Annotated in this window: 8 protein-coding genes; 5 read left to right on the forward strand and 3 right to left on the reverse strand. The window is 60.0% G+C overall.

The features are described from left to right. Positions 1-11 precede the first annotated feature (11 nt). The 3 genes from AB6806_RS21000 to AB6806_RS21010 are packed head-to-tail and all read right to left on the reverse strand — an operon-like array spanning position 12 to position 2,943. Complete coding sequence (locus AB6806_RS21000; protein ID WP_370955474.1) at positions 12-1,106, reverse strand: two-component system sensor histidine kinase NtrB; 1,095 nt, start codon at positions 1,104-1,106, stop codon at positions 12-14. After that, positions 1,103-2,596: a circadian clock protein KaiC gene (gene kaiC / locus AB6806_RS21005; protein WP_370955475.1), complete on the reverse strand. Its 1,494-nt coding sequence runs from the start codon at positions 2,594-2,596 to the stop codon at positions 1,103-1,105. The genes AB6806_RS21000 and kaiC overlap by 4 nt, the downstream gene beginning before the upstream one ends. Further along, positions 2,593-2,943 carry a circadian clock KaiB family protein gene (locus AB6806_RS21010; RefSeq protein WP_370955476.1) on the reverse strand — a complete coding sequence of 117 codons (351 nt, stop codon included), beginning with the start codon at positions 2,941-2,943 and terminating at the stop codon, positions 2,593-2,595. The genes kaiC and AB6806_RS21010 overlap by 4 nt, the downstream gene beginning before the upstream one ends. Before the next feature lie 208 nt (positions 2,944-3,151). Between AB6806_RS21010 and AB6806_RS21015 the strand changes: the two genes are divergently transcribed. From AB6806_RS21015 to treY, 5 genes are all read left to right on the forward strand, one after another. After that, on the forward strand, positions 3,152-3,937 hold the full coding sequence (locus AB6806_RS21015) for a Crp/Fnr family transcriptional regulator (RefSeq protein ID WP_370955532.1): 786 nt from the start codon (positions 3,152-3,154) through the stop codon (positions 3,935-3,937). Positions 3,938-4,106: 169 nt separating this feature from the next. Beyond that, positions 4,107-4,841: a Crp/Fnr family transcriptional regulator gene (locus tag AB6806_RS21020; protein WP_370955477.1), complete on the forward strand. Its 735-nt coding sequence runs from the start codon at positions 4,107-4,109 to the stop codon at positions 4,839-4,841. Between the two features lie 380 nt (positions 4,842-5,221). Beyond that, entirely contained in the window at positions 5,222-6,325 is a 1,104-nt protein-coding gene (locus AB6806_RS21025; RefSeq protein WP_370955478.1) for a 5-(carboxyamino)imidazole ribonucleotide synthase, read from the forward strand. Positions 6,326-6,746: 421 nt separating this feature from the next. After that, on the forward strand, positions 6,747-8,546 hold the full coding sequence (gene treZ, locus AB6806_RS21030) for a malto-oligosyltrehalose trehalohydrolase (RefSeq protein WP_370955479.1): 1,800 nt from the start codon (positions 6,747-6,749) through the stop codon (positions 8,544-8,546). Continuing rightward, positions 8,543-13,438 (forward strand): malto-oligosyltrehalose synthase, encoded by a 4,896-nt coding sequence (gene treY, locus AB6806_RS21035; protein ID WP_370955480.1) that lies wholly within the window; start codon positions 8,543-8,545, stop codon positions 13,436-13,438. Before treZ ends, treY begins: the two co-directional genes overlap by 4 nt. Positions 13,439-13,441 lie beyond the last annotated feature (3 nt).

Genomic DNA, 13,441 nt, shown 5'->3' on the forward strand with positions numbered 1-13,441 from the left:
TAGGCATAGCATCACTTCCGGGGCAGAAAGAGGTTCACACTCGTGCCCCGTCCGACTTCGCTATCAATTCGGACATGTCCGCCCGATTGCGTCACGAAACCGTAGACCTGGCTCAAGCCCAGACCGGTTCCGTTGCCACTGGGTTTGGTCGTAAAAAATGGCTCGAACACCTGGGCAAGGGTTTCCTTGCTCATTCCGCAACCTGTATCTGTTACGGTCACGCGGATGAAGGGAGCCGGATTGGCGATCCCCTCCGCTCCATCGGGCGCATTGCTCGTTTCGATGGTAAGCTTGCCTTTTCCCGCCATGGCATCGCGCGCGTTTACAGCCAGATTGAGGATGGCGACTTCTAGTTGATTTGCGTCGATATGGACGTGCTCAAGAGCCGGGTCGAGATTTTTGCAAACGAAGATTCCGCTCCCGAGCGTCTGATCAAGCAGGGTGCTTAGGCCTTCGAGCCGCTCGTTCAGATCGACGGTCTCGGGCGACAACTCCTGGCGTCGCGAAAACGCCAGAAGCTGCTGGGTTAGCGCACTGCCATTCTGCGTGCGTTTCAGTAATTCGCTCAACAACAACTCCACCTTCGGACCCGAGGGGTTGTCGGCGATCTGCTTTTGAAGCAGGCGTACCCCAGCCTGGACGACAGCGAGGATGTTGTTGAAATCGTGCACGATGCCCGCCGCCAACCTGCCGATCGCCTCCATCTTTTGGGATTGACGTTGAATCTCTTGAGCGGCGCGCTGAGCCGAAACGTCGCGCAAGCTGGCAAGAAGCGCGTCGTCGCCGTCCCAGCCAATCTCAACGACCCGCATTTCAACTTCAGCGGGTGATTTACCCGGACGTCTTACCTGGATTTCTGCAATATCTCCAGAGACGACCGGCCGACCCAGCGGTACGTGTAGCAGGCTCTCCACCGGCTTTCCAAAAATGGCGGCTGCGGCAGGATTGGCGTAGAGCACGGATCCATCCAGATCGACGACGAGTATGCCATCGGCCATGTTTTCCACGAGCCTCTGAAAGGACCCCTGGCTGAATCCTGCCAACGGGGCATCCCCACCAGTCGTAGCTTTGACCCCCTGGTCGGATTGCGAAGGAGCAAAGTTCATCGCGTCTGGTCCGCTGCTGCGGCATCGCCGAATACATCCGGCGCAGTGGTAAAGTGCTCGCCCAAATGCATGCCCTTGCCGTCAATGGTGAAGCGTCGAATGTGCTTATCATGCTCGCTTCCGCGCATTTTAAGCACCATCAGACCACGGTGCATCATGTCATGCTCCTGAATATAGCGGAGCAGGATGATTGCATCGGTCAACGTAGAAATGTGCTGCTCGCTGGCACTTTGACCGCCGATTAGGGACTTGTTGGTCGCTGTACACAGACCAGCGATCTCACGCTTCTTGATGAACGAGGTCAAGCCGATGAGGAATTCGCGGAAGCCGGTCTCACCCGCAATCCGTTCGAGCGCTGATAGGCTGTCGACAGCAAGCCGATCGGGTTTGAACTCTTCGACGAGCTGCTGGATCGTGAGCAGGTGATCGGGCAGGCTCTGGGCCTCGGGATAAAGACAGATCACCTTTAGCAGGCCCTGGGCCTCCATTGCTTCGAAATCGACACCCCAGCCGCGAGCATTGCGAAAGAGCTGGCCTCGGCTTTCTTCGTAACCGACGAGCAAAGCCTTCTCGCTAGCAGCAACGCCGCCTGCGAGGAAATTTGTCACAAGCAGCGTTTTACCTGTCCCGGTCGCGCCGCTCACGAGCGAGACACTGTCGCGGAAGAAGCCGCCGTTGGTCATGCGGTCGAGCTCGGCATTGCCGCTCGTTACGCGCTTGGTGCTGGATTGCTGCTCGAGGCGTAGGGATGACAACGGAACGGCCACCAGCCCCCTGTTCTCGACGAGAGTAATCGGTACCTCGCCCTCAACATGGCGGCTGCCGCGCATTTTCAGGACTTCAATGGTTCGGCGGCGCCGCTCTTTATCGAGCGCATTGCGCAGGATAACGACATTGTCAGCAACGAACTCTTCGATCCGATGACGAGAAATGTCCCCATACTCGCTGTTCCGTTCTGCCGTCATCAGAACAGTCAAGCCCTCCTTCTTGAGCGCCCCGGCGACCCGTAACAGCTCACGCCTCACCGTCGTCTGATCGGCTACGAAGTGATCGAACAGCTGCGTCAACGAATCGAGCACGACACGCTTGGCATTAGCGCTGCGAGCCGCATGGAGGATGCGCGCCAGCAGACCGGCGAGGTCGAAGTCGCCAACAACGATCTCGTCGCGGTCCTTGGGGCTCGCGTCGACGAACACGAGTTTGTTCTGCTCGCGCCAGCGGCGGATGTTCCAACCGAAGCTCGCCATATTGACTTCGATCTCGCCAGGCGATTCTTCGAAGGTGACAAATACACCAGGCTCATGCAGATCCGTGATGCCGTGAGCCAAGAATTGGGTGGCAAACACGGTTTTGCCGCTTCCGGGCGTTCCCCCGACGATAGTGGTGCGTCCGCGCGGCAGACCACCCATTACCAAGTCGTCGAAGGCCTCGATGCCTGTCTTTACCCGTTCGAGGACGGGATCAATGACTGTTTGACCCGCTGCGATCATGAGTTTACGTCCCTGCGGTAGCCGAAATATTCCAAGACCTGAGTGATGTTGCTGATGTCGCCAACCAGCCGACGCGGCGGCGTCACCGTCTCGTCCGAAAGCGTCGGTGTCGCCAGAATGCCAGCGAGCTCGGCGTCTGCCGGTCGATCGAGAATATCGATGAGTTCGATAAAAATCTGGCCACTTGCCGCATCAATAATGCGACCTCGACTTTCGACCGCGCGTCGCGCTCCGGGGCCATCGCCCGCTATGTAGAGACGTAAATTGAGCTGACCAGGAGTTGTGCCGCCCTCAGTTGTACTCATGTTGCAACCCAGCCTCTGAACCCATTCGGTGAAGGCGTGCATGGGTGCCCCGCCCGGGGTGACATTTCGGCATTGGTCCCTCCCCAGCGGCTGGTCATTCGCTCGGGAGTCGATGCGCTACCGCGTTCGATGAGGCCCGATCGGCGCCCTGTGTTGCCTTGTAGACAGATTCAAAAATACCGTCTGCCCACTAGTGAACATTTCTCCGCTCAGCTCGTTAGAGCAGAGTTTGGATGGAGATTTCGACAAGATGGATGCAAGAGCCCCGAACGGAGATCTTATCGGCAACAACCTCTTGCGTGCTCTTCGGACCGAAGATTGGGCGATCCTTCAGCCGATGATGGAGGAATGGTCGGCTCCAACAGGCACGCTGCTGCACGACCCCGGGGACACCGTACGCTATGCCTACTTCCCCTGCGGTTCGAGCCTGATCTCCTATTTAGTCGTGCTCGGTGATGGGCGCGCGATCGAGACAGCGTTGGTTGGTCGGGAAGGAGCGATTGGAGGCATCGTCAGCCAAGGAAGGCTTCCGGCTTACGCCCGAGCCGAAGTCCAGCTGGGGGGATCGTTCTGGCGAATTGATCTTCATAAACTCGAAGCAGCAAAATCGCGCTCGCTGACGTTGCGCTACCTGTTCGCACGGTACGCCGACTGTCTGATGGCCCAGGTTTTTCAGTCGGTCGCTTGCAATGCCGCGCACTCGATCGAGCAACGGACGGCAAAATGGCTGCTGGCGGCCATCGAAAGAACCGGCGCCCTCGATGTTGCGCTGACACAGGAGCAATTGGCGGCCATGCTTGCCGTAGGGCGGAGCTACCTGAGCCGGGTCATTCAGGACTTCAAGGCAAAAGGCGTCATCCAAACCAAACGAGGCCGCATTGGCATCAACAACCTTGAGGGTTTGAGAGCCCTGGCCTGTGAATGCAACACCTGTGTGAGCCGCCATTTCGACGATGTCTTGAAAGGCGTTTACCCGGCCGAGGAAAACGGAGTCGTTTGCAAAGAGGATGCCGTTGCACCCCACCGAGGTCAGTGAATAGTGGTCGGGTTGAGCGCAGATCGCTTATTCCCTCGCGCTTGCCAGCTGATCGAACCGACGATTTTTCAGGACTCGTGCTGCACCGCCTTTCTGTCCACAAGTGGACAGACGCTGGGGCAAATGTTCACATTGAACATTGAAGCTGCCGCATTTGGGAATCCTCATCATGATTTCGCCGACCACCACCGAGATGCTCGATAATGAGCTTCTCGCGAAACTGAATGAGGATGATCGGCGGCGCTTGGCGGTTCATATGATGATGTTCGAACTCGCCCCCCAACACATCCTTCAGCCCGCCGGAGAAGAGGTTGTCGATACGTGGTTTCCGTGCGGGTCTTCGCTTGCCAGCTTCCAGTTATTGTCCGAAGACGGGTCGGGGGCGGTCGAGGTCGCGCTTGTCGGTCGCGAAGGTGCGATCGGTGGCATCGTCTCAAACGGGAGTTTGCCAGCCTACGCAAATGCGATTGTTCGAATTGGAGGCCCCTTTTTTCGCATTAAGACCGCAGCTCTTGAACAGGCAAAGCTCGAATCTATAACTTTGCGGCACTGGTTCGCTCGGTACTCAGACTGTCTTATTGCGCAGGTTTTTCAAACATCGGCCTGCAACGCAACGCATACGATCATGCAGCGCAGTGCGAAGTGGCTGCTAGCCGCAATGGCAAGAACAAGAAATCCGAGAGTGAATACAACGCAGGAACAGCTCGCGGAAACACTTGGCGTCGGTCGAACGTTCGTCACCCGGATCGTGCATCAACTCCGGAATGAGGGAATCATATTTACTAACCGTGGAGCAATCACGGTGTTAAACAAAAGCGCCCTTAAGGAAAAAGCCTGCCGCTGCACGGATCTGATCGAGAATCATTATGATATTGTGTTGCATGGCATCTACCATGACGGATGATTATCGGGTCGTGCAAACATAGATCCATCTCGACATTTGTTGGAAGCCGATTAGGATGACTGGGCGGATGCCTCTTTCGATAAGATTGCCGCGAGCCACTTCACTGTCATAGGCTTTGTTGGCCAGAAGCCCGCCGACTGGCGGTGCGGCGAGCATGACGGGCAGCATCTCTCGCAGTTGCGCAATGCGCGTGGTTCCCTGACCCGCTGTATTCACCACGAAATTCCGGGAATCGCGCGTAAGTTTCGCAGCTTGACTGCTTCAAGGGCAGCGGTCTACGTGCGCTTGTTGGGGTTTATGCCGCATTCACAACGGCGCGCGGCCGGGCGGGATTATCGGTAAGTGCCTCGCCTTTTCCCTAATGCGCCTCTTTTGAGCTAATGAGCGAGATGCTGGCGATGGTGAATAAGTCTGATACCTCCGGAGTATTAGGCATTTTAGGGGGCGGACAACTAGCTCGAATGATCACCCAGGCGGCGTCCGACTACGGTATCCGATGCCATATTTTGACGCCGGAGAGAGATAGTCCGGCTTCGCATGTCGCGGCACGAACGGTGGTAGGCGCTTACGAGGATGAAACGGCGCTGACCTCCTTCGCAAGTGAAGTCGGTGTTGTGACCTACGAATTTGAGAACGTCCCCGCGCCAACGGCACGCTACTTCGAGAACCGCGGAATCCTGCGCCCCGGCTCGCGCGCTCTTGCGATCACACAGGACCGATTGTTGGAAAAGGACTTCCTGACCTCTATTGGCCTCGCGGTGGCTCCCTACCGGCGAGTTGACACCGTTAGCGACCTGAAAGCGGCCGCGCTGGATTTGGGATTGCCCGCGATCCTGAAGACGCGCCGCTTCGGATACGACGGCAAGGGGCAAATCAGGATCACATCGGTTGAGGAGATAGCTCCGGCGTTTTCGTCCCTAGGAGAGGTGCCAGCCATCCTTGAGGGAATCGTTCCGTTTGCGATGGAGGCCTCTGTAATCGCTGCGCGCGCTTCGGATGGCGAAACTTCAATTTTTGACATCTGCGAGAACGAACATACCAATCACATCCTCGACGTCACGCGAGTTCCAGCCGGCATCTCCGCCAGCGCGTCGCTCGACGCGAAAAATGCTGCTCGCCTCGTGGCGTCCGAATTAGAGTATATCGGCGTTGTTACAGTGGAATTGTTCATCGAAAAGGACGAGGCGGGCGAGCGCGTCCTCGTGAACGAAATTGCGCCGCGGGTTCACAACTCGGGTCATTGGACGATCGAAGGTGCGGCGACCTCTCAGTTCCACCAGCACGTGCGCGCCGTTTGCGGGCTCCCACTAGGCTCCACAACCAGGCGGGGAGTGATCGAGATGAAAAACCTCATAGGCGAGGACGTGCACGACTGGCGCCGCATATTGGCAGAGGCAGGCACTTATCCCCATCTGTACGGGAAAGTGCAGGCTCGGCCGGGGCGTAAAATGGGCCATGTCACGCGAGTTATTCCAGAAGCCTAACAATGACACTTGTTAAGGGTCGTCGAAAGCTCGATCGCTCGCTTGCCGGTCGGCCTCGGCCTGTAGAACGTTTGCAAAAAATTCGGTCAAATTGGGAAATTCCGCCTCGATTTCTTGCGCCTCGATACCTTCGTGGAGTGCCGCCACAATGCACCTTCGCGCCAAATCCGATGCGCTCACAGCCGTCGCTGCGAGTTCCGTTGCCTGTACAGCTTGGTCCGCCCAGGAAACGACAAAAACGGTGGCTCTTCGGCTCATGACGAAATCACATTGGTTCGGGACCAGGGACCAGCCCTAGCGATCGGCCAACTGCCTCGCTCCATTTAGGTTCCTAAGTGTGCGGTCACGGCATTTTTTGCGAACGGCGGAAACTCTTCGCTCCCGAGATCGTTCAGCCGTCGCCTTCGTCCTGGAACGTGACATGCGACGATCTCACGAAATGCCCTTCGGCACTCGCGCTCTGCCACACGGGGTCGAATTCCGCCTTTGGGCGCCATCGACGCCCAGTGTTGGCCTTTGGACGCCGCAGGGCGAATTCGATATGGAATCCCAGGAAGGGTGGCATCGCCGCGTCCTAGAGGGCGCGAGGGCTGGGCAGGCATATCGATTCCGGGTGCGGGACGATCTCCTTGTTCCCGATCCGGCGTCCCGCTTCCAACCCGAAGACGTCGAGGGGCCAAGCCTGGTCGTCGACCCGGAAGGCTACGTTTGGGCGGACGGGGAGTGGAAAGGGCGTTCCTGGGAAGAGGCGGTGATCTACGAGACTCACCTGGGCAGCGCAACGCCCGAAGGTACCTTCGCCGCCTTTGCAGACAAGCTCGAAAGTCTGCGCGATCTCGGCTTTACCGCGATCGAGTTGATGCCGCTCGCCGATTTTCCTGGCAAACACAATTGGGGTTACGACGGGGTGCTCCCCTTCGCACCGGATCACACATACGGAACGCCAGACGATCTCAAAGCGCTGGTGGATCGAGCCCATGGCCTGGGACTCATGACCATACTCGACGTCGTCTACAACCATTTCGGACCGTCCGGAAACTATCTGCCAGCCTATGCCGGTGAATTCTTTACGAGCAGACACCAGACTCTTTGGGGCGCGGGAATCAACTACGATGGGATCGGCGCACGAACCGTCCGTGACTTCTTCATCCACAACGCGCTCTACTGGCTGGAAGAATACCATTTCGATGGACTCCGCTTCGACGCGGTTCATGCCATTGCGGACGACAGCGAGATACATTTCATCGCTGAGCTCGCGGAGAGGATCAGGTCCGCTATTGTTAGGCGGCCGGTCCATCTCATTTTGGAGAATGCCGACAATTCAGCGCGCTGGCTGGAGCGAACCAAAGGGGTTCCAAGCCTACATACAGCACAGTGGTCTGATGACGTCCACCATGCTTGGCATCGCTTGCTGACCGGCGAGGACGATGGCTACTATGCCGACTACGCCGATCCCGTCGCCCATCTGGGACGTTGCCTTGCGGAGGGGTTCGCCTATCAGGGCGAAATGTCGGCTCACGAACAGAAGGCTCGTGGCGAGCCCTCCGCTCACCTCCCGCCATCGGCCTTTGTCGCGTTTCTCCAGAACCACGACCAGATCGGCAACCGGGCGTTCGGAGAACGACTAGGGCATCTCGCCGAGCCGAACAGGCTCGCATTGGCGCGTGCTGGTTTACTGCTCAGCCCGCAAATCCCGCTCGTCTTCATGGGCGAGGAGTGGGGTGCGAGCACTCCCTTCCAGTTCTTCGTGGATTTCCCGGATGCGGAACTTTCCAAGGCCGTTAGAGAGGGGCGCCGGCGGGAATTCGAAAGCTTCGGCCGTTTCAAGGACGAGTTGGTGCAAGAGCGCATTCCCGACCCGACCGCATCCGAGACCTTCTCGATCTCATCGCTCGATTGGAGCGAGCCCGATCGTCCGCCTCACAGCGAAATCCTTGCCGAAACACGGGAGCTTCTGCGCATCCGCCGCGAGAAGGTCGTGCCGCTGACGAAAAGCGGGTTCGGGGGCGCGCGATGGTCAAGGCCCGCACCGGATGTGCTCGACGTGAACTGGCGCTTTGACGCCGGAACCTTACGGTTCGTCGCCAACTTCGGGAACGAAGCCTTCGAATTCGGCGGTGCGGAGGGCGAGGAACCGATCTGGCCGGGCGGAAAGGCGATTCAATCGGGATCTATCCGACTGGCGCCTTGGACCGGCGTGGTGCTGGCGAGGCTGTTATGAACTCCCACGACGCGTTGGTGCGGAAACTGGCCGATCTGGTTGGCGTCGGGGCATTCTACGCTGACGCTGCGGGCGTCCGCGTCGAGCTTTCATTTGAGGCGCGCCGCGCCGTGCTGCGCGGCCTCGGCATCGAGGTCGATACGGAAGCGCGTGCGCGTGAAGCCCTGGCTCTCATCGAGCAACGCCGAGCGTCGCCGGTGTCGCCGTTCTGCTTAGCTCGGGCAGGTCAAGCCGCGCGGGTGCCGTTATCCGGCCCACAGGACAAGGATGTACTCGATTACGTGCTGACCGACGAGACTGGCGCCACGCGCGAGGGTAGGGGACGAATCCAGTCGGATCGTTCCGGCCGGTTCCTCGTCCTGCCGGCGCTCGCGGCCGGTTACTGGCAACTGCGTCTCGCGGCGAAAGGCATCGAATACGAGAGTCTGCTGATCAGTTCACCGCGACGATGTTTCGAGCCCGCATCGGTCGCGCGAGGTGCAAGGCGCTGGGGCGTGACGGCGCAGGTTTATTCGCTGCGCTCGCAGGACAATTTCGGGATCGGCGACTATGGAGACCTGGCCGACCTAGCGGAGGGTGCGGCAAAGCTAGGCGCCGATTTTCTCGGCCTCAATCCCCTGCATGCGTTATTCTGTGCGGACCCAACGAAGAACTCACCGTACTCGCCGTCGTCGCGACGTTTCCTCGACGCACAATTGATCGATCCGACACGACTTGCCGGGTTCACCGAAAGCGGCGCGCGGGCGATGTTTGAAGACGCCGAGATGCAGGCCTTGCTCGCCGCACTCCGCAACACCGCACTCGTCGATCGTGCCGCAAGCTGGCGAGCCAAGCTTCCGATACTGCAGGCAGTCTGGCGAACATCCCGCAGAGACGAAGACCGGGGCTTCAAAGACTTCTGCTCTGCTGCTGGGCAGCCTCTCGTGATGCATGCTGTTTTCGAGGCGCTGTCCGAACATTTCGCCGCGGAAGGCGCGCAGAGGGTCGACGAATGGCCCGACGCCTTCCGCCGGGGGGACGGCCAAGCCGTCAAGCGGTTCATCATTTCTCACCGCGACCGCATCGATTTCCATGCCTGGCTGCAATGGCAGGCGGACCGCCAACTGGGCGAGGCGCACCAAGCCGCCAGGAATGCCGACATGGGCATAGGCCTTTTCCGCGATCTCGCGGTCGGCGTCGATCGCGGCGGCTCGGAACTCTGGTCAACCCCCGAGCATTTTGCGACCGGGCTATCGATCGGCGCGCCACCCGACCTTCTCGGTCCCGGCGGGCAAAACTGGGGCCTGCCGCCGTTCAACCCGTTCGTTATGGAGAAGACTGGTCTTGCGGCCTTCCGGGGAATGGTTTCCGCCAATATTCGCCATGCGGGAGCGATACGCATCGATCATGCATTTCAGCTGCGGCGACTTTATCTCATCCCTGAGGGCGCGCCGGCCGCTGACGGCGCCTACGTCTCGATGCCGTTCGAGGCGTTGCTTGCGGTGTTGAAGCTAGAAAGCCATCGCGCCCGATGCATGGTCGTCGCTGAGGATCTCGGGACGAGCCCCGAGGGGTTTTCGGACGCGATCATGGCAGCGGGTCTCTACAGCTACCGCGTGCTGACTTTCGAGCGCGAGGCGAGCGGGTATTTCAAGGCGCCGGAAGCTTATCCCGAACGCGCGCTCGCCGTGCTGTCCACCCACGATCTCCCCACGTTTAGAGGTTGGTGGCGAGGCCTAGATCTCGACATGCGCCACGCGGCCGGACGGATGTCGGCATCCGAGGCGGAAAGGATGCATGAGGAGAGGGCGCTGGAACGGGCCAGACTGACGGAGGCGTTCGTCTCCCAGTCCCTCCTGCCGGCCGGTGATCCGCCGGTGGATCCTCCGGTCGAAGCTGCGACCGCCTATCTCGGGCGCGCCTGCTCGGCCTTGACCGGGATTCAGCTGGAGGACGCTGTTGGAGAACTCAATCAAGCCAATTTGCCAGGCCCGAGCACGGGGCACCCCAACTGGCAACGCAAGCTCTCGCGCGACGTGCGAGAAGTCGTCGCACCAGGCGACAGCCTAGCTCGGCTGGGCGCATTGCTGGCCGACGAAGGCCGCAGCAGCCGGCAACACGGCGCGATGGCACTGGCTGCTCCGCCGCCGCGAGCCACCTACCGTCTGCAGTTCCATGCCGGTTTCACCTTCGACGACGCGATGCCGATCCTGCCTTACCTGGAGAAGCTGGGCATCAGCCATATCTACGCGTCCCCGCTTCAAAAAGCCCGGTCTGGCTCGACACATGGCTACGACATCATCGATCATGCCGAGATCAACCCTGAACTTGGCGGCATGGAGGGCTTTCTACGCTTCTCCGATGCGCTGAAGAGCCACGGCCTGGGTCTGTTGCTCGACATCGTTCCCAACCACATGGGAGTCGGCGGTGCGGACAACGCCTGGTGGCAGTCGGTGATCGAGTGGGGTCGGCTTTCTCCCCACGCGATCGCCTTCGACATCGACTGGGAGCGGCCAGGTGCCAATGGAAAACTGATCCTGCCATTTCTCGGGAGACGTTATAGCGAAGCGTTGGAGGAAGGAGAGCTCAAGTTGGCCTTCGATGGGAAGGAAGGCGGTTTCAGCATTCACCACTTCGAGCATCGCTTCCCGGTCAATCCTCTGGCATATCCCGTCGTCCTGGACCGGATCCTCATGCTAGTCGATGCATCAGAGCCTTCCTTCCGCGAGGTGCTGACAGTTTCGGTGCGGCTCAGGGCCCTCTCCGAGGTCGTGACAGCGGTGCCGGGCGTAGCGCTCATCGCGGAGTGCGAAGCTCTAAAACGCCGCCTCTCGGCAGCGTTCGCCACATCCGACGCGTTTGGGAAGGCTGCTGTGCGAGCGGTCGAGCTGATCAACGGGACGCGCGGTATCCCGGAAAGCTTCGATACCCTGCACCGATTGCTAGAGATGCAGAGCTATCGGCTGGCCTTTTGGCGGGTCGCGACAAGCGAGATCAACTACCGCCGCTTCTTTGACATCAACACGTTGGCTGGCATTCGCATCGAGGAGCCTTCCGTCTTCGACAAGACGCACGGCCTGATCTTCGATCTCGTCAAGACCGGTCGGGTGCACGGCCTTCGCATCGACCATATTGACGGGCTCGCGGACCCAGAGGCCTACCTACGCGCGTTGCAGGCGCGGGTCGGGCCGGGCTTTTACATCCTGGTAGAGAAGATCCTGGGACATGGCGAAACGCTGCGAGGCTGGCCGATATCAGGTACGACCGGCTACGATGCGCTCAACCTGATCGACGGCGTCTTGCTCGACCGCTCCGCCGCGAAGGCGCTCGAAGAGGCGTATGCGCAAGCCGCCGGCCGGCAGGAGACATACGAAGATGCTTTGCGGCGGGCGAAGCGCGAGGTCCTCGAAAGCAGCTTTGCGAGCGAGCTCGAAGTGGTCGTCTCGGATCTTGCCCGTATCGCCGCGGCCGACAGGCGTACGCGAGACTACACGATCAACGCCATGCGCCGGGCGCTTACGGAGATCGTCGTGGAGTTTCCGGTCTACCGTAGCTATGTTTCGGAAGAAGCAGCACCCGAAGACAGAACTCTGGTCGAGAAGACCGTCGCTACCTCGGCCGCCCGCAGCGCGCTACCCGACAATACCATCCACGCTTTCATTGCCGAGACGCTCCTCGGCGGCCGTCAAGTCGAAGCGGAGAGCCCACTAGCGGCTCATATTGCCAATTTCCGACGCCGATTCCAGCAACTCACCGGGCCGGTAACCGCCAAGAGTGTCGAGGACACGCTCTTCTATCGCCGCGGCCCGCTGCTCGCGCTGAACGAGGTCGGCGGCGAACCAAGCGCCTTTGGCGTCTCGCTTGACACTTTTCATGCCTCAAATATCGAACGTTCGCGGTCCTGGCCCCACGCGATGGTCGCCACCGCGACCCATGACACGAAGCGAGGCGAGGATGCGCGGGCGCGCCTGCTGGCGCTAAGCGAAATGCCATCCGAATGGGCGAACGCAGCCCACGCCTGGCAGAGGCTTTCCCGGGAGATTGCCGCGTCAGACATTCCCGATGCAAATGATCGACACTTGATCCTGCAGCAGATTCTCGCCGCCTGGCCGATGAATCTGCTAGACAGCGGCGGGACGGACGAGCTGGAAGCCTTTCGGGACCGGATGCAGGGATGGGCGGAGAAGGCGCTTCGCGAGGCCAAGCGCCATACGAGCTGGGTCAATCCTCAAGAAGGGTACGAAGCAGCCGCCAAGGACCTGATAGCGAGGGCGTTGGCGCCCGGCAGCGCGTTCTTTGAGTATTTTCGTCCGTTGGCGCAGCAACTGGCGCGCCGCGGTGTGCTGAAAAGCCTCGCCCGTACCGTTCTCAAGCTGACCTTGCCCGGCGTGCCCGATTTCTATCAGGGAACCGAGTTGTGGGACCTGTCGCTCGTCGATCCCGACAATCGCCACCCAGTCGATTACGACGCGGCGCAACGTGCGATCAGCGATCGAACTGACCTTCCGGATCTGATGGCTACCTGGCAAGACGGCCGCGTGAAGCAACGCCTTATTGAGGCGCTGCTGTCAGACCGCCGCGCGGCTCGGCGACTGTACGCCGATGGCGATTACCACCCGCTAGCCGTCGAAGGTCCTCTTGGGCGGGCGGCGCTGGCCTTCGAGCGGCGCCTTCGCTTGGAACGCCTGCTTGTCGTCGTTGCGCGACATGAGGGCAATGGCGCGGATGGAGCGCAAAATATTCTCCGGTCGCGGAACGGGTTGTGGCTGGCGAATCTGGAAGGAACGTGGCGCGACATCCTCGCCGGCGGCGAACGGACCTTCGATCGCGAGCGCACAATAATCGACGACGTTCTCGGCGAGCTACCAGTTATGGTTCTGCGCGGCACAAGACAGGCCGGTCTCGTTTCTTGAGCG

The organism is Allobosea sp. RCC_152_1, assembly GCF_041360765.1.
GTDB lineage: Bacteria > Pseudomonadota > Alphaproteobacteria > Rhizobiales > Beijerinckiaceae > Allobosea > Allobosea spartocytisi.

Bases quoted from the DNA above. Each gene is read 5' to 3' on its own strand.
- treZ (WP_370955479.1), top strand. From the start codon at position 6,747: ATGCGACGATCTCACGAAATGCCCTTCGGCACTCGCGCTCTGCCACAC.
- AB6806_RS21025 (WP_370955478.1), top strand. From the start codon at position 5,222: ATGAGCGAGATGCTGGCGATGGTGAATAAGTCTGATACCTCCGGAGTA.
- AB6806_RS21010 (WP_370955476.1), bottom strand. From the start codon at position 2,943: ATGCACGCCTTCACCGAATGGGTTCAGAGGCTGGGTTGCAACATGAGT.
- treY (WP_370955480.1), top strand. From the start codon at position 8,543: ATGAACTCCCACGACGCGTTGGTGCGGAAACTGGCCGATCTGGTTGGC.
- AB6806_RS21015 (WP_370955532.1), top strand. From the start codon at position 3,152: ATGGATGCAAGAGCCCCGAACGGAGATCTTATCGGCAACAACCTCTTG.
- kaiC (WP_370955475.1), bottom strand. From the start codon at position 2,596: ATGATCGCAGCGGGTCAAACAGTCATTGATCCCGTCCTCGAACGGGTA.
- AB6806_RS21020 (WP_370955477.1), top strand. From the start codon at position 4,107: ATGATTTCGCCGACCACCACCGAGATGCTCGATAATGAGCTTCTCGCG.
- AB6806_RS21000 (WP_370955474.1), bottom strand. From the start codon at position 1,106: ATGAACTTTGCTCCTTCGCAATCCGACCAGGGGGTCAAAGCTACGACT.